Origin of the sequence: Corallococcus sp. AS-1-6 (assembly GCF_020037015.1) — a bacterium.
Lineage (GTDB): Bacteria > Myxococcota > Myxococcia > Myxococcales > Myxococcaceae > Corallococcus.
Genome location: NZ_JAIQDE010000019.1, coordinates 22,750 through 40,962, shown reverse-complemented (window position 1 = coordinate 40,962; position 18,213 = coordinate 22,750). Strand labels below are relative to the sequence as shown.

General features: G+C 72.3%; 16 protein-coding genes. 7 read left to right on the top strand and 9 right to left on the bottom strand.

The window, feature by feature from the left end:
* The first annotated feature begins 141 nt into the window (after positions 1 to 141).
* Entirely contained in the window at positions 142 to 2,205 is a 2,064-nt protein-coding gene (locus K8612_RS24415; RefSeq protein WP_223764051.1) for a lipoxygenase family protein, read from the top strand.
* Positions 2,206 to 2,211: 6 nt separating this feature from the next.
* Here K8612_RS24415 and K8612_RS24410 read toward each other — a convergent pair whose 3' ends face one another.
* Positions 2,212 to 3,105, bottom strand: coding sequence for a 1,4-dihydroxy-2-naphthoyl-CoA synthase (locus K8612_RS24410; RefSeq protein ID WP_014395551.1), 894 nt, complete (start codon positions 3,103 to 3,105; stop codon positions 2,212 to 2,214).
* A gap of 87 nt (positions 3,106 to 3,192) precedes the next feature.
* On the opposite strand from K8612_RS24410, the gene K8612_RS24405 reads away from it, so the two are divergent.
* The 3 genes from K8612_RS24405 to nth are packed head-to-tail and all read left to right on the top strand — an operon-like array spanning position 3,193 to position 5,324.
* Entirely contained in the window at positions 3,193 to 3,510 is a 318-nt protein-coding gene (locus K8612_RS24405; protein WP_223742865.1) for a putative quinol monooxygenase, read from the top strand.
* A 1-nt stretch (position 3,511) separates the two neighbouring features.
* The gene (locus K8612_RS24400; RefSeq protein ID WP_223764050.1) at positions 3,512 to 4,678 is read left to right on the top strand and encodes an iron-containing alcohol dehydrogenase; all 1,167 of its coding nucleotides are present in this window, start codon (positions 3,512 to 3,514) and stop codon (positions 4,676 to 4,678) included.
* Between the two features lie 10 nt (positions 4,679 to 4,688).
* The gene (nth, locus tag K8612_RS24395) at positions 4,689 to 5,324 is read left to right on the top strand and encodes an endonuclease III (protein WP_223764049.1); all 636 of its coding nucleotides are present in this window, start codon (positions 4,689 to 4,691) and stop codon (positions 5,322 to 5,324) included.
* Between the two features lie 4 nt (positions 5,325 to 5,328).
* On the opposite strand, the gene K8612_RS24390 is transcribed toward nth, so the two are convergent.
* The 3 genes from K8612_RS24390 to K8612_RS24380 all read right to left on the bottom strand — a co-directional run bounded on the left by K8612_RS24390 (position 5,329) and on the right by K8612_RS24380 (position 7,669).
* Positions 5,329 to 6,114, bottom strand: coding sequence for a hypothetical protein (locus tag K8612_RS24390; RefSeq protein WP_223764048.1), 786 nt, complete (start codon positions 6,112 to 6,114; stop codon positions 5,329 to 5,331).
* A 114-nt stretch (positions 6,115 to 6,228) separates the two neighbouring features.
* A complete protein-coding gene (locus K8612_RS24385) occupies positions 6,229 to 6,534 on the bottom strand; it encodes a hypothetical protein (RefSeq protein WP_223764047.1) in 306 nt (101 codons plus the stop codon).
* 109 nt (positions 6,535 to 6,643) lie between these two features.
* Positions 6,644 to 7,669, bottom strand: coding sequence for an AraC family transcriptional regulator (locus K8612_RS24380; RefSeq protein ID WP_223764046.1), 1,026 nt, complete (start codon positions 7,667 to 7,669; stop codon positions 6,644 to 6,646).
* Between the two features lie 96 nt (positions 7,670 to 7,765).
* On the opposite strand from K8612_RS24380, the gene K8612_RS24375 reads away from it, so the two are divergent.
* Positions 7,766 to 8,563: a hypothetical protein gene (locus K8612_RS24375; RefSeq protein WP_223764135.1), complete on the top strand. Its 798-nt coding sequence runs from the start codon at positions 7,766 to 7,768 to the stop codon at positions 8,561 to 8,563.
* Here the strand turns inward: K8612_RS24375 and K8612_RS24370 are convergent.
* Positions 8,560 to 8,877, bottom strand: a complete 318-nt coding sequence (locus tag K8612_RS24370; protein WP_223764045.1) for a hypothetical protein — start codon at positions 8,875 to 8,877, stop codon at positions 8,560 to 8,562. The two genes, K8612_RS24375 and K8612_RS24370, sit on opposite strands and share 4 nt — an antisense overlap.
* A 237-nt stretch (positions 8,878 to 9,114) precedes the next feature.
* On the opposite strand from K8612_RS24370, the gene K8612_RS24365 reads away from it, so the two are divergent.
* Positions 9,115 to 10,779: a M14 family metallopeptidase gene (locus K8612_RS24365; RefSeq protein WP_223764044.1), complete on the top strand. Its 1,665-nt coding sequence runs from the start codon at positions 9,115 to 9,117 to the stop codon at positions 10,777 to 10,779.
* Positions 10,780 to 10,950: 171 nt separating this feature from the next.
* The gene (locus K8612_RS39350; RefSeq protein ID WP_373692134.1) at positions 10,951 to 13,677 is read left to right on the top strand and encodes a CHAT domain-containing protein; all 2,727 of its coding nucleotides are present in this window, start codon (positions 10,951 to 10,953) and stop codon (positions 13,675 to 13,677) included.
* Between the two features lie 12 nt (positions 13,678 to 13,689).
* On the opposite strand, the gene K8612_RS24355 is transcribed toward K8612_RS39350, so the two are convergent.
* The 4 genes from K8612_RS24355 to K8612_RS24340 form a co-directional block, all read right to left on the bottom strand.
* The gene (locus K8612_RS24355; protein ID WP_223742843.1) at positions 13,690 to 14,571 is read right to left on the bottom strand and encodes a cupin-like domain-containing protein; all 882 of its coding nucleotides are present in this window, start codon (positions 14,569 to 14,571) and stop codon (positions 13,690 to 13,692) included.
* Positions 14,568 to 15,347 (bottom strand): cupin-like domain-containing protein, encoded by a 780-nt coding sequence (locus K8612_RS24350; RefSeq protein WP_223742867.1) that lies wholly within the window; start codon positions 15,345 to 15,347, stop codon positions 14,568 to 14,570. The genes K8612_RS24355 and K8612_RS24350 overlap by 4 nt, the downstream gene beginning before the upstream one ends.
* 518 nt (positions 15,348 to 15,865) lie before the next feature.
* Positions 15,866 to 16,855: a cupin-like domain-containing protein gene (locus tag K8612_RS24345; protein WP_223764043.1), complete on the bottom strand. Its 990-nt coding sequence runs from the start codon at positions 16,853 to 16,855 to the stop codon at positions 15,866 to 15,868.
* Positions 16,856 to 16,916: 61 nt separating this feature from the next.
* On the bottom strand, positions 16,917 to 18,170 hold the full coding sequence (locus K8612_RS24340) for a carbohydrate porin (RefSeq protein WP_223764042.1): 1,254 nt from the start codon (positions 18,168 to 18,170) through the stop codon (positions 16,917 to 16,919).
* Positions 18,171 to 18,213: the final 43 nt, after the last annotated feature.

The window sequence follows — 18,213 nt, the reverse complement described above, 5'->3', positions numbered from 1 at the left end:
AGCCGATAGTGGATCGCCCCCAGGGATGAAGGCCCGGGCCACCGTGGTAGCTTCCGGCGCGATGAAGCGCGCTCCTGATCGTCCCCTGTGGGTGGGTGGTTCCGCCAAGACCTCACTGCATGGGATTGAGGCCCGGCGCTGATGCGGACCGCGTGGCGCCGGCTGTTGACCTCGCTGGGGTTCTCGTCGAAGGCCGTGGAGCCGCCGCTCCTGGAGGCGGAGGAGCTGGCCCGGTGGTACGCGGGGCTGGGGCTGAAGGAGCGGCTGGCGGTCAGCCGAAACCTGGTCCAGCAGGTGCGCGCGCCGCGAGCGCTCCGGGACGTGTCGGCCCTCCCCGCCGTCGTCACCGGCAGGTTGATGTTCGAGCATGACGGCCCCCAGGGCCCCATTCCCCTGCACCACATCAAGGTCGAGCTGTGGGACCGGGACTTCGGCACGCCAGACGACTTCCTGGGAGAGGGCTTCACGGCGGCGGATGGTTCGTTCGCCATCCGCTACGACCCGGCGGACGCGGGTGAAGGCGACCTGCCGGACCTGGAGCTGCGCTTCTTCGAGCCGCAGCACACGTTCCGCCAGGACGGCCGCGTGGTGGAGACCTGGAGGCGCATCGGTTCGGAGCGCGGACCGGATGACCACGCGGGGCGGGAGTACGACTTCGGGACGCTGCGGCTGCCCTACTGGGAATACGATCCGACGACGCCGCTGGCGCGCCTGCTGGTGGTGGAGGAAGGCACTCCGCCGACGGCGTACGCGCCCGGACGCGCGCTGGCGATGCTCAAGGCCGTCGCGCCCATCGAGCTGGTGAAGCGGCAGCACCAGTTGCAGATCCGCCTGGGACAGGCGCCAACCCTGGCGAAGATCCAGGCGGACTACCCGGAGACGACGACGGTCCGGATGGAGCGCGAGTCCCCAGGCTCCTCGCGGAGCGATGCGTGGTTCGGAGAGCGCCTGCTCAACGGGATGTTCTCCAGCGTCCTGGACCGCGACCCGGAGGTGCCTGGGGACGACCAGGCCTTCCGGCTGTACCTGCCATGGAACGCCTATGAGCAGGACGGCGTGCACTGCCTGCCGGACGTGGACCTCCGGCTGCGGCTGGTGGACGGCAAGCTGATGCCCCAGCGGATCATCCTGGGCATGCGGGAGCCCGGTGCGACGGCGCCCGGCTCACCCGTGACGCGCCGGACGTACACGCCCGCGGACGGCGCGGCCTGGGAGGCGGCGAAGCGGATGGCGCGGGTGAGCGCGACGCTGGACGTGGAGCTGGGCAACCACCTGGGGCAGTGCCACTTCAACGTGGAGCAGTACGCCATCGCCGCGCACCGCAACCTGCGCCGCAATCCCTTGCGCTGGCTGCTGATGCCGCACCTGCGCGAGGTGGTGTTGATCAACCACGCCGCCAACGGGTTCCTGGTGGGCCCCACGGGGTACATCTCGCGGGCCAGCGCCTTGACGGAGCGGAGCATCAACCAGCGGCTGGAGCACCTGCTGGGGAGCTACGACTGGAAGGGCTTCGCGCCCGCGACGCCGGTCTGCGAGGGGCACCGCTACGCGCACGCGGGACAGCTCTTCTGGAAGCTGCTCGGGGAGCACATCGACGCGTTCTTCGCGGAGCACGGCGCGGCGATTGAAGCGCAGTGGCAGGAGGTGCACCGGTTCTCCGACGACCTGGTCGCGCACTCCGCGCCCGCGTTCGTCTGCCGTTATCTCCGGGCGAAGGTGCCGGGGAAGGACGCGCCGTGGTTCGTGCGCTCGGAGCGCATGGACCTGGACGCGAAGGTCACCGAGCCCCGCGCCAGGGCGGTGAGCGCTGTGACGTGCACGCAGACGCCCCAGCCCGGCGAGGTGGAGGCGCTGAAGCACCTCTGCCGCTACGTCATCTTCTTCGCGACGTTCCGGCACGCCTGGGCGAACAACCTCCAGTGGGAGGACGCGGGCGAGGTCCTGTACTCATGTCTGGGATTGCGCTGGGGCAAGGGCGGCGCGCTGTCCCCGGAGGAGGACCTGGACGTCGCGCCGACCCCGGATGAGGCGACGGAGATGCTGTGGATCTCCTGGATGCTGTCCAAGACGAACTACGGCTTCATCCTGTCCAACGAAGAGGAGGACGTGCATCCCCGGCTGCTGGAGCTGCTCCGGGCCCATGCCGCGGACTTCGCGGCCCTGGGCCTGGACGTGCGGACGGTCAGCTCCCGCATCAACATCTGAGCGGCCTCAGTACGTCCAGGGGAAGCGCTTGAAGTCGCGCTTGCGCTTCTGCACGAACGCGTCGCGGCCCTCCTGCGCCTCCTCCGTGCCGTAGCCCAGACGCGTGGCCTCGCCCGCGAAGAGCTGCTGGCCCACGAGCCCGTCGTCCGGGAGGTTGAAGGCATACTTCAGCATCTTGATGGCCGTGGGGCTCTTGGTGTTGATCTCCGCCGCCCACTCCAGCGCCACCTTCTCCAGGTCCTTGTGCGGCACGGCCTTGTTGATGGCGTTCATCTGGAACGCCTCGTCCGCCGTGTAGGCCTGGCCCAGGAAGAAGATTTCCCGCGCGCGCTTCTGCCCCACCTGCCGCGCGAGGAGCGCGCTGCCGTAGCCCGCGTCGTAGCTGGCCACGTCCGCGTCCGTCTGCTTGAACATCCCGTGTTCCTTGCTCGCGATGGTCATGTCGCAGACGACGTGCAGGCTGTGCCCGCCGCCCGCCGTCCAGCCCGGCACCACCGCGATGACCACCTTCGGCAGGAAGCGGATCTGCCGCTGCACCTCCAGGATGTGCAGGCGTCCCAGGCGCGCGGGGTCCGCCGCGTCCTCGCCGGGCTCGTACTTGTAGCCGTCCTTGCCGCGGATGCGCTGGTCGCCTCCCGAGCAGAACGCCCACCCGCCGTCCTTCGGCGACGGCCCGTTGCCCGTGAGCAGCACCACGCCCACGTCCGTCATGAAGCGCGTGGCCTCCAGCGCCCGGGCCAGTTCGTCCACCGTCTTCGGACGGAACGCGTTGCGCACCTCCGGCCGGTTGAACGCGATGCGCACCGTGCCCTGATCCACCGCGCGGTGGAACGTGATGTCCTTGAACTTGTGGCCTTCCACCGGCTGCCAGCGGGACGCGTCAAAGAGGTCCGAGACCATGCGCTGTCTTGCTCCGAATTGGGGAGAGTGAACGGCCCGGAACCCTACCGGTTTCCGCTCGGGGACGCCCGCGCTACCGTGCGCGCCATGTCCACGAGCCTGCTCGTCGTCCATGTCCACGTGCACGTGCTGCCCCAGCACGTCGACGCCTTCCTCCAGGCCACCCTCGCCAACGCCCGCGAGAGCGTGAAGGAGCCCGGCATCGCCCGCTTCGATGTCTGCCAGGACAACGAAGACCCCACCCGCTTCGTCCTCGTGGAGGCCTACCGCACGCCGGACGCTCCCGCCGCGCACAAGGAGACCGCCCACTACCTCACGTGGCGTGACACCGTCGCCCCCATGATGGCCGAGCCCCGCGCCGCCCGCCGCTACACCAACCGCTTCCCCGACGACGCGGCCTGGTGACATGTCCACCGCCCCCTTCGAGTTCGCCACCGCCACCCGCGTCCTCTTCGGCCCGGGCCGCGTCCAGGAAGTCCCCGACCTCGTGCGAGGCCTCGGCGGGCGGAAGGTGCTGCTCGTCACCGGCACGAACCCCACCCGCGCGGAGCCCGTCCGCGCCGGGCTCGAACGGCTGGGCATCCCGTCCGCCTCCTTCCGCGTCCCGGGCGAGCCCACCGTCGAGCTGGCGCGCGAAGGCACCGCCGCCGCCGTGGACTCCGGCTGTGACGCCGTGGTCGCCATCGGCGGAGGCAGCGCGCTCGACGCGGGCAAGGCCATCGCCGCGCTCGCCGCCAACGGGGGCGACCCGCTGGACTACCTGGAGGTCATCGGCCGGGGACAGGCGCTGACGAAGCCGTCGCTGCCGTTCGTGGCCGTGCCGACCACGGCGGGCACCGGCTCGGAGGTGACGCGCAACGCGGTGCTGGGCTCGAAGGAGGCCGGCGTGAAGGCCAGCCTGCGCAGCCCGATGATGCTCCCCCGCGTCGCCCTGGTGGACCCGGACCTGCTGGAGCACGCGCCCGCGGACGTGCTCGCGGCGGGCGGCCTGGACGCGCTGTCGCAGCTCATTGAACCGTTCCTGTCCATCCGCGCCCAGCCGCTCACGGACGCGCTCGCGCGCGAAGGCATGCGGCGCTCGGCGCGCTCGCTGCGCAAGGCGGTGCTGCACGGCCCCGGTCCAGCGGAGCGCGAGGACCTGGCCCTCGCCAGCCTCTTCGGCGGCCTGTGCCTCGCCAACTCGGGGCTGGGCGCGGTGCATGGCTTCGCGGCGCCGCTGGGCGGGATGCTCGGCGCGGCCCATGGCGCGCTGTGCGCCGCGCTGCTGGGGGCCACGCTGGAGGTGAACCTGGAGGCGCTGCGCTCGCGCGCTCCGGGCCACCCCGCCCTGCCCCGCTTCCAGGAGGTGGCGGCGCTGCTCACCGGCCAGTCCAACGCCCGCGCCGAGGACGGCATCACCTGGGTGAAGGACCTGGTCCACGCCGTGCGCATCCGGGGCCTGCGCGACATGGGCCTCACCGACGCGGCCCTCCCGGAGCTCGTCACCAAGGCCCGCGCCGCCAGCAGCATGAAGGGCAATCCGCTGCCGCTCACGGACGCGGAGTTGACGGCGCTCGTCGAACGGTCGATGTGAGGATCCACCCATGAAACCCGCCGCCCTCGTCCCCGTGGTGCTCGAACGCCTGCGCGAGAAGTATCCCGACGCGAAGTACGAGCTGAACTGGAACACGCCCTTCGAGCTGCTGGTGGCCACCATCCTGGCCGCGCAGTGCACCGACGAGCGCGTCAACCGCGTCACCGCCGAGCTGTGGAAGAAGTACGACGGTCCCCAGGCGCTCGCGGACGCGGACACCGCGGAGCTGGAGGAGGACCTGAAGCCCACCGGCTTCTTCAAGCAGAAGACCAAGACGGTGCAGGCCATGAGCCGCGCGCTGCTGGACGCCCACCAGGGGGAAGTGCCTCCTCGCATGGAGGACCTGGTGGAGCTGCCCGGCGTGGCGCGCAAGACGGCCAACGTGGTGCTCAACACCGCCTTCCAGCAGGCCTCCGGCGTCATCGTGGACACGCACGTGGCCCGCGTCAGCCAGCGCCTGGGCCTGACGAAGCAGGAGAAGCCGGAGGCCATCGAGGCGGACCTGATGAAGCTGGTGCCCAGGGACGACTGGACCTTCTTCGGCCCCGCCGTGGTGCTGCACGGCCGCTACACCTGCGTGGCCAAGAAGCCCAAGTGCGCGGAGTGCCTCCTCAACGACGTGTGCCCCAAGCTGGGCGTGGCCTGAGCCGTCACAGGTGCGCGAGCACCGCCAGCGTCAGCACCCAGTCCAGTCCGAGCTGGAGGAAGTAGTAGGTGGAGCCGTCCAGCGAGGTCCCGAACCCGGTGCCCAGGTGGCCCAGGGGCCCCGCGAAGAACTTCATGCCCACCTCGGCCCCCAGGTTGATGGGGTTGCGCCGTGAGCCCTCGACCTCCAGGTAGGGGCCCACGAGCGCCCGGGCGTAGGGCGCGAACCAGTTCGTCACGAAGTGCTGATAGCCCACGGTGGCGTTCAGCGACGCCCGCCTGGGGTCCGCGCTCACGTTGAGGCCCAACGTCAGCCGCCGCGCCTTGAGCCCCATGGGCTGCACGTTCACGTCCAGCGCCAGGCCCATGCCGCCGTCGAACGGGACGCGCCAGCCGAACGCGAACTCCGTCGTCGACTTGTCGATGGCCAGCGCCTCGTAGCGGAGGTGCGCCGCGCCCGCCACGTCCCCGCGCGCGTCCTGGAGGTCCGCGAGCGCCAGCGTGGCCTCCTCCGAGTCCTCGTCGTACGCCTTGCGCAGCGGCGGCTCCGCGCCGTCCAGGTCGCCCCGCGACAGCCGGTCCTTGCCCTGCGACAGGCACGCGGACGTGGAGCCCATCGCGCACGCGAGCCCGAAGGCCCGGTCCGCCTCCTCCATCCGGTTGTCCACCTGGAGCTGCTTCGCCCAGGTCTCGCAGGCCCAGGCGCTCCCGGCGTCGCACTTCTCCTCCAGGGTGGGGGCGCGCGTCACCTCGCTCGTCGTCACGCACGCCACCGTCAGCAGGCACGGCAACAGGCACGGCCAACGGCCAGGGGACGCACGAGGACCACGGACGGGTGGGGCCGCAACCATGGTCCACATTCAAACACACCGCCGGGCCGCGGCGCGTCTGGCACGTTGCGTCTTTCAGCGCTCCGCGCTCGGCCTGTCCGTGCGGTGCGCGTCGGCCTTCTGCTGCTCGGAGGCCGTGTCTCCCGAGCCGCCCACTCCCTGCCGGAAGCCCTCAGCGGCCTCGCGGCTGGACTCGCGGACGATCTGCGCGGCCCGGCTGGCGCCGTGCTGGACGTCCTTGGCGGCCTTGCCCACCTCCTGCCCGGCCTGACGGGCGTTCTCGTTGACGGTCTGCTGCTGGTGTTCGTTGCACCCGGTCGTGAAGCCCACGGTGCCGATCACCCCCAGCACGACGAGCCCGTTGAAGCGGCGTGTCCACATGGTCGTCTCCCCCGAGGGTCCCGGCCCTCTGGGGTGAAACGTAGGCACGCCTGCTCCCCAACGAAGGCCTGGCTTCCCTCCCGGAAGGGCTCGGGGCGCCGCTTGCCTGTCAGCCCCCGGCCGCATGGGCCTTGCGGAAGGCCTCCGGGGACGTGCCCCACCAGCGCTTGAAGGCGCGGTGGAAGGCGACCGGATCCGCGTACCCCAGCAGGAAGGACACCTCCGCGATGGACATGCGCCGCTGGAGGTAGCCCTGGGACAGCTCGCGCCGCAGCCCCTCCACGATGCCCGCGTAGGTGCGGCCCTCCGCCGCCAACTGGCGCTGCAAGGTCCGGGAGGGGACGCGCAGGGCCCTCGCCACCGAGGCGAAGGAGAAGTCGCCTCCCGCCAGCGTCCGCCGCACCTGCTCCCGGACCCGGTCCGACAGGGTGTCCGCGGCGGGCAGCCGCTCCAGGGCGCGGCGGGCGTGATGCTCGAACACGGCGTTGAGCAGCGCGTCCGCGTGGACGAAGGGCCGGTCCGCGTCCCCGGCGGCGAACTCCAGGTCGTTCGCGGGGGCGTTGAACTCCAGCGGGCAGCCGAAGAGGGCCTCGTGCTCGCGCGGATCCGCGGGCGGCGCGTGGACGAAGCGCGCGCGCAGGGGCCGCACGTCCACGCCGGTGAAGACGCGCACGCCCGTGGCAAGCTGCACCAGCGCGATCTCCGCGAGGTGCCGGTGCGCGGGCCGCCATGAGGGCCCCACGGGGGTGAAGCGCATCCGCACGCCGCGCGGCGTGTCCTCCACGACGAAGCGCTCTCCGTCGCCCCAGACGCGCTGGTAGCGGCAGCCGCGCACCATGGCCTCGCGCAGGTTGGCGCTGGTGAGGATGACGAGCGACGCGGGGTCGTCCGCGTCCATCACGTCCAGGCCCGCCATGTGCAGCCCCAGGTTGTCATCCCCGGTGAGCGCCACGGCCCGCTCCAGGATGTCGTCCAGCACGGCGTAGGGGATGCGCGCCTCCGGGTCGCCCAGGTCCGACCCGCGCAGCCCCACCTCCGCGCAGAGCCGCTCCGAGGGAACGCCGCGCTTCGCCGCCGCGAGCAGCCCCTGCCGGGCCAGGCGGGCGGAGAGCGAAGGAGGAGCGGAGGACGCCACGGGCCGCAACGCTAGCGACCGCCTGGCGCACGCGGCAAGCCGTTCTGGCGCCAGCGGTCAGTGCACCCGACCCGCGCGGGCGGCACCTTGTCCCGCATGGACTCCACCGAGCACCCCGCCCTGCTGCCCCGCCTGCACCTGTTCGAGCTGATGGATCAACCCTGGTATCCGCGCGCGGCGCGCAACCTGTCCACGGACTACCTGCACACGGTGTCCACGCGGATGGGGCTGTTCGACGCGGCGGTGGACGTGCTCGCGAAGGGGCTCCAGGCGTCCGGCACGGACACGCTGGTGGACCTGTGCTCCGGCGGCCAGGGGCCCGTGCCCGGACTTCAGCGCCTGCTGGAGGCGCGCCACGGCCTGAAGACGCGGGCGGTGCTCACGGACCTGTACCCCAACGCGGAGGCCGCCGGGCAGGCCCGTGCGGAGGGCGCCACGTACCTCTCCCGGCCCGTGGATGCGCGGCGGGTGCCGGAAGACCTGCGCGGCATGCGGACGCTCTTCAACGCCCTGCACCACATCCGGCCGGAGGAGGTGCGCGAGGTGCTAGAGGACGCGCAGCGGCGGGGCGAATCATTCGCGGCCTTCGAGGTCGTGCACCGCACGCCGGGCGGAGTGCTGGGCACGCTGCTCGTGCCGCTGCTGGTGCTGCTCTTCACGCCGTTCATCCGGCCGCTGACGCCGCTGCGCCTGCTGTTCACCTACGCGGTGCCTCTGGCGCCGCTGGCGCTCGCCTGGGACGGGCTGGTGTCCACGCTGCGGGCCCACCGGCCGGAGGAGCTGAAGGCCCTGACGCGGAGCCTCCAGCGCCCCGGCTACACGTGGGAGGTGGGCGAGGTGCGTGAGAAGGGCAAGGGCGCCGTCACCTACGTGCTCGGGATGCCCGCGCGCTAGACGGGGATGTCCTCCCACGGCTTCGTGGGGTTGCGCGCGCGGAAGGTCTCGATGCGCGCGCTCACCTCCCAGCTCGTGGTCGTGTCCCGCAGGTGCTCCAGGTACAGGCAGCGCCTGGCGACGGCGTCCAGGTCGAAGGCCCAGTACATGCTCATCAGCGGGTTGATCCACAGCCTGCTGCCCTGCGTGCGCGACGTGCGGTGCTGGTCGCCGCAGTCGCCGTCGATGGCGCCCACCACCGGCAGCGACACGATGCTCGGCCGCCGGGCCATCTCCTCGGAGGAGAACATGACCGCCTCGCGGTAGCGGTCCACCTCCGGCATCCCCGGCAGCAGCGCGGTGACGCCCAGGTAGGCCCCGCGCCCGCGAGCAGCACGTGGTCCGCGCGCTGGAGCCGTTCGAACAGCGGGGATGTGGCCAGGTCCATGGAACGCCCCCTCATGCTGCCTTCGCGGCCGGTTTCATATGGGACACCGCCTCGGTGCGGCAATGCGGCCCACTTCACGCGTGCTTGACGCGGCAGGGCCGGAGCGCTCGGATGCGCGGCACCTATGCCCACTCCCAAGCTGCTCACCCGCGCGGAAGCCACCGACTATCAGGAAACGTCCCGCAGCGCCGACGTGGTCGCCTTCGTCGACGCCCTGTGTGCCCAGACCAAGCTCGCGAAGCGCGTGGACTTCGGCCAGAGTGGTGAAGGCCAGCCGCTCATGTCGCTCATCCTGAGCGACCGCAACTGCTTCACGCCGGAGCTGGCGAAGAAGCAGAAGAAGCTCATCGTGATGGTGGAGGCCAACATCCACGCCGGTGAGGTGGAGGGCAAGGAGACCCTCCAGGCGCTCGCGCGCGACCTCACGCTCACGTCCCTGGGCAAGAAGCTGCTGGACCGGCTGTGCATCGTCTTCGTCCCCAACTTCAACCCGGACGGCAACGACCGCATCAGCAAGGGCAACCGCGCGCTGGACCTGAAGAACCTGGAGGGCCAGGTGAACCCGCCCGGCGGCGTGGGCATGCGCTACACGGGCGAGGGCTGGAACCTCAACCGCGACAACATGAAGCAGGAGGCGCCGGAGACGCGCGCCCTGGCGAAGCTGTACCAGACGTGGTGGCCGCACCTCTTCGTGGACTGCCACACCACGGACGGCAGCATCCACGGGTTCGACCTCACCTTCGACATCCCCCACGGCAACGCGGAGCTGCTGCACACCTCGCGCGACTACAACCGCGAGCTGGCCGAGCGCGTGTCCGCCGCGGTGAAGACGAAGCACGGCTTCGACAGCTTCTGGTACGGCAACTTCCGCAAGGAGGGCGACCCGCGCTCCGGCTGGCACACCTACCCCGCCCTGCCCCGCTTCGGCAGCCACTACCGCGGCCTCCTGGGCCGGCTGGACGTGCTGCTGGAGACGTACAGCTACATCGACTTCCCCCGCCGCTGCGCCGTCATCCGCGCGTGGGTGCTGGAGCTCATCCGCGACGCCGCCCGCTACGCCAAGGAGTACCGCCGGGTCACCGACTTCGAGGAGGCCGCCATCATCGCGCGCGGAAAGACCCCGGACGTGCGCGAGTGGGTGGGCATCAACTACGGCGTCGCGCAGCGCGCCACGGACGGGGCGCTGGTGTTCGACTACCCGGCCTACGTGAAGGAGGGCGACACCGCCGCCATCCTCTCCTTCGACGAGGCGAGCATCCAGGAGCGCCGCTACCCGGGCAAGCGCAAGAAGGTCTACAAGACGCCGCACCACCGCACCTTCGTGCCCACGCAGGCCGTGAGCACGCCGGCCGGCTACCTGGTGCCCGCGTCGCTCGCCGCGCGCCTGGACGGCCACGGCATCCGCTACGAGAAGCTGGCCAAGGCGCAGCGCTTCCAGGTGGACAGCTACCGCATCGCCCGCAAGGAGGAGACCTTCAGCCCGGACGTCGCCGCCAACGTGCCGCCCCCCGGCCAGGACGAAGTCCCCTTGAGCCAGAAGCCCAAGCCGGTGCGCTTCGAGACCATCCTCACCGTGGCCCCCGAGCGCTCCGAGCAGGACTTCCCGGCCGGCACCCTGCTGGTGGGCACCGACCAGCGCACAGGCACGCTCATCACCTACCTGCTGGAGCCGCACTCGGACGACGGCTTCTGCCGCTGGCAGTTCCTGGATGACAGCCTGAAGGTGGGCGAGCTGTACCCCATCCACCGGCTGGTGGAGTCCACGCGCGCCCCCCAGAAGGTGGAGTAGGCGTCACACCGCCGGACAGTGCCTCGCCCCCGGGTCTGTCATGCCCGGGGGCATTGGCCGTAGACTGGTGCCCGCAGGACCCGCGGAGATGGTGCGGGGGCACGCGGGAGGCCCCGGATGACTGGCATGCGGCAAACGTCCCGAGGCGCGCGCCTTCCGGGACGGACAGGCGTGGCGCGCGTCTGGGGGCTCGTGGCCCTGGCGCTCTGCATGACCGCGGGCTTCGTCGCCATGCGCGTCTGGAAGCAGCGGGACGCCGGGCCGGAGACGCCGGCGCTGTGGCTCGCGGACGCGACCCACCGCTCCCTGGAGGTGCGGCTGAGCCTCCCCGGCGCGGACGTGTACCGCCCCCATGCGCCCCCCCGGCGGGACGCGCTGGCCCCGCCGGTGCCCCTGGGCGCGCTGTCCCGCCTGGAGGAGCGCGGCGACGTGCACGGCGTGGGCGTCAGCTACCTCCTGCATGGCGACACGGAGCAGGCGCTCGCGTACCTCCGGCGCGCGCCGCCCTCGCTGGACCGCGACAGCGACCTGGCCGCCGTCGCCATCCTGCGCGGCCGTCACGACGAAGCCCTGACCCTGCTGGACGCCACGCTGGAGGCCATGCCCGCGCACCCGCAGGCGAGCTGGAACCGCGCCCTGGTGGCGCGCGAGCTGGGGCTGACGCTGCTCGCCGCCACGGCGTTCGAGGCGGTGGCCGCGAAGGGAGAGCCCGGCTGGAGCGACGAGGCGCGCGAGCAGGCGCGGACGCTGCGCGGCCGGTTCCAGGCCCGGGCGGAGGCCTGGAAGGCCACGCGCGAGGCATTCCACGCCCGGCTGCGCTCGCCCCAGGCGCCCCTGCCGGTGGAGGCCGCGGCCCGCTTCCCGGGGCTCGCGCGCGAGAGGTTCTACGAGCTGCTGGCGACCGCGGAGGGCTCCGGGCAGGTGGAGTCCCTGCTGCCGCTCGCGAAGGTGCTGGACCACGCGGCCGGCGGGGGCGCGGTGCTGGAGGACACGGTGCGGAGGCTGGCGATGGCGGACTTCGCGCGCCGGGCGCCGCTCGCGAAGGAGTACGCGAAGCTGGTGCAGGACGCGCACCCCAACCCCGCGAGCCTCATCGAACGGCTGCGCCAGGAGCCCACGGCGAAGGACCTGCTGCTGGGCGCGCTGCTGCGCACGCCGGGCGTGGCGCGCACGCACGAGGAGCTCCGCGCCCTGACGGCGGGAGAGACGGACCCCTGGATCCTCTCGCGCGTGGCGCAGGAGGCCGCGCGGCTGGACGACCTGTCGGGACAGGGGACGCAGGCCGGGGACCGGCTGCGGGAGGCGCTGGGCGAGTGCCGCGCGAAGAAGCTGCCCCTGCGCTGCGTGGATCTGCTCATCCGGTTGAGCAGCCGCGCGACCGCGTCGAACCGGCTGGTGGAGGCGGAGGAGTCCGCGAGGGCCGCGTGGCAGGAGGCCGCCGCGCTGGGCGAATGGGAGCGCGAGGGACAGGCGCTGGTGATGCTGGCCAACGCGACGCGCTTCCAGGTGCGGGTGGCGCTGTCGCGTGCATACCTCAGCGAGTCCCTGGCCCGTCAGCCCGATGACTGCCTGGCGCGCACCCAGGCGCACCGCAACCTGGCCTCGCTGGCGCTGATGCGCTTCCGTCCGCAGGAGGCGCGGCAGGAGCTGGAGGAGTCGCTGGCGTGCGGCCAGACACCCGGGCTCCAGGGCGCGTGGATCCTCGCGGACCTGGCGCGGCTGGCGCCCCGTCCGTCCGACGAGGCGCGCCTGATGGCGGAGCTGGCGCGGGTGAGCCCGCTCCGGGAGAACGCGGGGCGGCGCGTGCTGGCCACGCTCATCCGGGGGCGCTTCACGGTGGACCGCGACTGGCGCGAGGGCCAGCGGGTGCTGCGGCAGACCATCGCGGAGGCGGAGCCGCTCCTGCCGGTGAACGCGGACGCGCGCGACGCCAGGGCGGTGGCCTTCCAGACGCTCGCGGTGAGCGCGGGCCACGCCGGGGCCTTCCGGGAGGCCATGGACGTGGTGGCCGAAAGCCTCCAGGTGCCCGTGCCGGAGGGCTGCGTGCTGGCGGCGGCGGTGGAGGCGGAGCGCACCGTGACGGTGGTGCGCGGGTCCCGGGGCCAGGTGCAGGGGCACTATGACGCCTCGCGCACGGTGCCCCTGCGCGACGACCTGACGGGGCTGGTGCCCGGCGAGCTGGTGGAGCTGCTGCGCGACTGTCCGCGCGTGGCGGTGCTGGCCGCGCCGCCGCTGGACAGCCGCGCGGGCATCCTGCCGGCGGACCTGGCCTGGAGCTACCGGGTCGGGACGGGCCTGCCCGCGGCGTCCCCCGCGAAGCCGCCCCTGCACGTCGTGGTGTCGGACGTGGAGCCGCCCCTGACGCTGAAGCTGGCGCGGCTGCCCTCGGCGGCGGACGCGGACCTGGCGGGCGCGCAGCGGCTCTTGCGGCTCAAGGGCGCGCAGGCCACGCCCGAGCGCGTGCTGGAGGCGATGGAGGACGCCACGGACATCGACATCCACGCGCACGGCGTGGTGGACCGCGCGCTGTCGGACGCCACCGTCATCGCGCTGTCGCCGCAGCAGGACGGGCGCTACGCGCTCACCGCGGAGGAGCTGCGGCGCCGGCAACTGCGCGGCGCCCCCCTGGTGGTGCTGGGCGCCTGCAGCGCGGCCCGCCTCCCGCCCATCCTGCATGAGACGTCATCGCTGCCGCAGGCGTTCGTCGCCTCCGGAGCGCGGGCCGTCTTCGCCGCCACGGCGGAGATCCCCAACGACGCGGGCGCCTTCTTCCGCGCGGTGCGCGAGCGCATCCAGTCCGGTGAGGAGCCCTCCCAGGCGCTGCGGGCCGAGCGCCTCGACTGGCACCAGAAGCACCCCCACATGCGCTGGGTGGACAAGGTGCTGCTGTATCAGTAGCGCCCGCGCCCTTCAGTCGCGAGGAGGCAGCGGCGAAGGCCGTGGCTCCGCGTCGGCGTCCCACGTCACGTTCGGCTCCGGCAGCGCGAAGGCCTCGAACGACACGGCGACGCCGCCCCCGGGAGCGCTGAAGCCGTACCACCAGCCCACCGGCAGCAGCAGCCACTCCCCCGGCGACAGCGTCACGTCCAGGCGCAGGGGCGCGTCGTCAGGCTCTGGCGACGCCAGGGCCACCCGCCGCAGCTCGAAGGCCGGGACGAGCTGGAGCCGCCGCTCCCCGTGCACCTGCGCCAGCAGCACGTTGCGCCGCGCCGCGCGCAGGGGGACCTCCGCGCCGGGCGGCTCCCACCACAGGCGGGGCTCGCACGCGCGGGCCTCCTCCGCCGTGAAGCCCCGAAGCGGCGTCAGCCCCCGGGCCAGGGGGGCCAGCCGCGAGTCCTCGAACAGGGGCACGCAGCACGCGTGCCGCGCCTCGCGCTCGCCCAGCAGCGCGGCCACGCTCCCGGGGCGCCAGGCCTCCGGCTCCAACGACGCGCTCCACTCCGCCCGCAGCACCACGGGCAGGTTGTCGAAGTAGTAGCGCTCGAAGAACGCGGCGGGCGTCAGCGCGTCATGCCGGTCCACGCGCGGCGGCCCCTCCGTCTGCTGGAACAGCTCCGCGTACACGTCCAGCAGCCCCTCCAGCTTCCGCTGCATGCCCACCGCCCGCAGCGCGCCCGCGACGAAGGGCTCCTGCTGCTCCACCTCCACCGCCCGCCGCGCCTGCTCCGCGGGCACCCCGGCCTTCTCCAGCGACGCCACCAGCTCCTTGGGCGCCGTGCCGCGCACCAGGTTCTCCACCAGCCACCGCCGCCACTCGGGGGTCAGCGGAGAGACTTCGCTCGAACCGCTCATCGGTGCTCCTCCGGAGGCGTGGCGCCCAGCCAGCCCTCCCGCCAGCAGGTGTTCATCCCAGGCGTCTGTTCGAAGCTCACGAACGTCACCGACAGGCTCGGCTCCAGCGCCCGCAGCGCGTGCCACCACCCCACCGGGAGGAAGAGCGTGTCCCCCGGCCCCACCTCCACCGTGTGCAACGCCACCCGCGCGAAGTCCGGGAAGCGCCCCACGTCCGGCGCCAGCACGTCCACCGCGCTGTAGAAGCCGCGCACGTTGGCCATCCACGGCGTCTCCCACGACGGCGCCAGCCACACCTGCTTGCGTCCCCACACCTGACAGAACAGGACGTTGAGGTGATCGTGATGCAGGTTGGACAGCGTCCCCGCCGGCCCCAGCCAGAGGTGGACGCGGTCGGGCTCGCGCAGGTCCGGCTGGATGTAGCCCTCCGGCGCGCGCAGGTCCTCCAGGAGCGGCCGGAACGCGTCACGCAAGAGCAGACTGTTCCGAGCCACCAGATACATGTCGTTCGCCGGCGCGCCGTCGAACCGTGCCAGCAATTCCCGCAGCGGCACGTCCCGGCGCAGGCGGTCCGCGTGCAGGTCCGGCATCGCCTGGGCGTCGCGCCCCGCCATCACCTCCACCGTCTCGTCCCCGAAACGCTCGGCCATCCACGCGGGCGTCCACCGCGTCCGCGCCGGCCAGTCCTCCATCAACCCCTCAATGACAACCGGCCGGTTGCGCCGGTAATAGTCATTGAAGAATTCCGCTGGCGCCAGCCGCGACCGCCGCTCCACGCGTGGACCGGGCAATGCCTGTCGTCGCGACGCCGACCGCGTCTCCAGCAACGATTCAAGCAATCCCAGACGTGTCGTGAATTCACGCGCCCGCGTCACCGCCAAATGTCCCTCCGCGGCCCGAATCGTTTCCCAGACAACCCCAGGCGCGACTCCCTCCGCCTCCAGACGGGCCCCGAGGCTCGCGGCGGACACCCCACGCGCAAGGTTCTCCGCGAGCCACGTTTTCCATACAGGGGGGAGCAAAGACGTCATCGCCCGCCCCCCTGAATCGGGCTGAACCTTTTGGGTCGTCCACATCCACCCCGAGCGGACTCCATGACGCCTCCCGAAAACTCATACAGAATCGTCCCGAACCCCAATCCCCCGTGTGACCCCGCGCAGGAGGACCCCAGCCGCAAGCGGACGCCCGCGGCCCCGCCGCCCACGCCGCCGCCGTCCACCCCGCCCCTTCCTGAAACGCCGAAGGACGAAAACCTCAACGGCTGACGAGCAGTCATTGAAGCGGTGGGCACACCTCAACCGAAGGTGTGCCACCGCGCGTTCCCGCCCGGCACCTCCAGCGACTGGAACGTCAGCGACACGCTCACGTCCAGCGCCAGCACCTGGTGCCACCAGCCCACGGGGATGAAGAGCATCTCCCCGGGGCCCACCACCACCTCGTGCACGTGCGCGGAGGCGAAGTCCGGGAAGCGCTCCAGGTCCGGCGCCGCCGCGTCCACCGGGCTCCACACGTGCTCGCGGTTGTACACGCGAGGCGTCTCGAAGGACGGCACCAGCCAGAAGCGCTTGCGCCCGTGGACCTGGCAGAACAGCACCGAGTCCACGTCGTGGTGCAGCGCCGTGTGCGTGCCCGCCGGGCCCACCCACAGCTTGAGGCTGCCGTGCTGCCGCTTCGGGTACACGAAGCCCGGGGCCGGCCGCAGGTCGTCCAGCAGCCCCCGCAGCTCCGGCCGCTCCAGCGCGAAGTTGCGCGCGGTGAGGTACAGGTCATTGGAGGGCCCGCCGTGCTCCAGCCGGTGGAGGAAGTCCGCGAGCTTCATCACCGTGCGGCACGCGTCCGGCGACATGTCGTGGTCCGCGCGGGCTTCACGGCCCGCCATGACCTCCACCTCCACGTCGCCGTAGTCCCGCGCCAGGGCCTCCGGCCGCCAGCGCTCCAGCAGCGGCCAGCCCTCCAGGAAGTCCTCCAGGACGACGGGCCGGTGCGCGCGGTAGTAGCGGGCCTGGAACTCCTCCGCGGACACGCCCCGCCGCCGCTCCACCGTCCGGCGGGACTGCGCATGCAGCGCCGCGCGCACGTCCAGCAGCGACACCACCTCCGCCCCCAGCGCCCCGCGCGAGCCCCCGGCCTTCACCGCCGGGTGCCGCCGCGCGCACGCCACCTCCGCGCGCGCCTCCTCCGGGGCCACCCCTCCGGCGACCAGCGCCCGGGTCAGCGCCTCCTCCGGCACGCCCCGCAGCAGGTTCTCCGACAGCCACGCATCCCACGAGGGTGACAGGGCCATGGCCCCACTCTAGGCCACCCGCGAAGCGGCACGGAAAGGGGGCCCTCCGCCCACATGGGCCCTACAGCGTCAGCGCGCCCTTGAGCCCCAGGACGAGGATGTTGCGCGCGGCCTCGTCACCGCCGGGGCGGATGTATTGGAAGTTCGGCCGCAGCACGAGCCACGGCGTCGCGTGGAGGCTGTAGTACAGCTCGCCCAGGTACTCCGTGCGAGGTATCGGCGTGTCCGGGGCCTGCGCCTGCTTCAGCCGCTGCGCGGTGACGTAGCGCCCGTTGGAGTGCGTGGCGCCCAGCGCGAAGCCCACGTCGTCATCCGCCCGGCCGAAGACGCCCGTGTAGCCCAGGCCCAGCGTGTACTGGCCATCCACCGCGGAGGTGTCCCGGTCCGCGTGCGTCAGGCGCACGAAGACGTTGAGCCCCTGCGCCTTGTTCTCCGAGCCCGCCACGTGCGTGAGCTGCTGACGCGCGACGAAGTAGAGGCCGTATCGCCCCTCGCGCTCCACGCCCTCCAGCAACACGTCCGGCGCGTTGGACGTGTCGTACCAGGCGCCCACCTTGTAGAGCCCCTCCAGCAGGTCGCCGTGGAACTTCGGGTTCCAGCCCAGCTCCAGGGGCAGCAGCACGCCCGTCGCCCCGTTGAAGCGCCCCACGTAGAAGGCCTCCTCCAGGTTGCGGGGGTTCACCTCGTACGCGGCCACCTGCACGTAGGCCACCTTCGCCAGGTCCACGCGCAGCCGGGTGCCCCACTGGCTCACCGGCCAGTTGAACCAGTAGTTGCCCACGATGTTGCCGGGCTGCGCGCCGCAGAAGGACAGGTTCTGGAAGTCGCAGGGGAAGTCCGCCGAGTCCTCGCCCATCGTGACGCGGCCCAGCTTCAGGTGCACCCGCCCGTCCCAGAAGAGCTGGTCCCACCAGAGCTGCGTGAGGCGCCCCACGTTGCCGCGCCCGTACACCTCCTGCACCAACTGGAGGTTGCCCAGCGCCATGTCCGCGTTCAGGTTGTTGCCGTTGCGGTGCGTGAACGTGAACTGGAAGGTGCCGCCCTGGAGCCCCGCCAGCTCCTCCAGGTCCAGCCCCAGCCCCACGTTGAGCTGGCCCGCCTGCCGCAGCGCGTGTCCCTTGCCGCCGCGCGCGTTGTAGGCGAGCTCCGTCACGTAGCGGATCTGGATGGCCACGCCCAGCTCGTAGAGCAGGCCGCGCACCCCGCTCCAGTCACCGGTGAGGCCCGGGGGCATCTTCGTCTCGGCCGCGAAGGCCGGCCCCGCGCATAGCAGGGCCCACGCCAGCGCCCACGCCCCCCAAGCCCGTCCCCGCATCCCGCGCCCTTTCCCCTGCCCGCCACCGGTCCTCAATGGCCAC

What these genes read in the sequence shown, in the direction of transcription:
- K8612_RS24415 (WP_223764051.1), top strand. Translation starts at nt 142, where the DNA reads ATGCGGACCGCGTGGCGCCGGCTGTTGACCTCGCTGGGGTTCTCGTCG.
- K8612_RS24410 (WP_014395551.1), bottom strand. Translation starts at nt 3,105, where the DNA reads ATGGTCTCGGACCTCTTTGACGCGTCCCGCTGGCAGCCGGTGGAAGGC.
- K8612_RS24405 (WP_223742865.1), top strand. Translation starts at nt 3,193, where the DNA reads ATGTCCACGAGCCTGCTCGTCGTCCATGTCCACGTGCACGTGCTGCCC.
- K8612_RS24400 (WP_223764050.1), top strand. Translation starts at nt 3,512, where the DNA reads ATGTCCACCGCCCCCTTCGAGTTCGCCACCGCCACCCGCGTCCTCTTC.
- nth (WP_223764049.1), top strand. Translation starts at nt 4,689, where the DNA reads ATGAAACCCGCCGCCCTCGTCCCCGTGGTGCTCGAACGCCTGCGCGAG.
- K8612_RS24385 (WP_223764047.1), bottom strand. Translation starts at nt 6,534, where the DNA reads ATGTGGACACGCCGCTTCAACGGGCTCGTCGTGCTGGGGGTGATCGGC.
- K8612_RS24375 (WP_223764135.1), top strand. Translation starts at nt 7,766, where the DNA reads ATGGACTCCACCGAGCACCCCGCCCTGCTGCCCCGCCTGCACCTGTTC.
- K8612_RS24365 (WP_223764044.1), top strand. Translation starts at nt 9,115, where the DNA reads ATGCCCACTCCCAAGCTGCTCACCCGCGCGGAAGCCACCGACTATCAG.
- K8612_RS24355 (WP_223742843.1), bottom strand. Translation starts at nt 14,571, where the DNA reads ATGAGCGGTTCGAGCGAAGTCTCTCCGCTGACCCCCGAGTGGCGGCGG.
- K8612_RS24345 (WP_223764043.1), bottom strand. Translation starts at nt 16,855, where the DNA reads ATGGCCCTGTCACCCTCGTGGGATGCGTGGCTGTCGGAGAACCTGCTG.
- K8612_RS24340 (WP_223764042.1), bottom strand. Translation starts at nt 18,170, where the DNA reads ATGCGGGGACGGGCTTGGGGGGCGTGGGCGCTGGCGTGGGCCCTGCTA.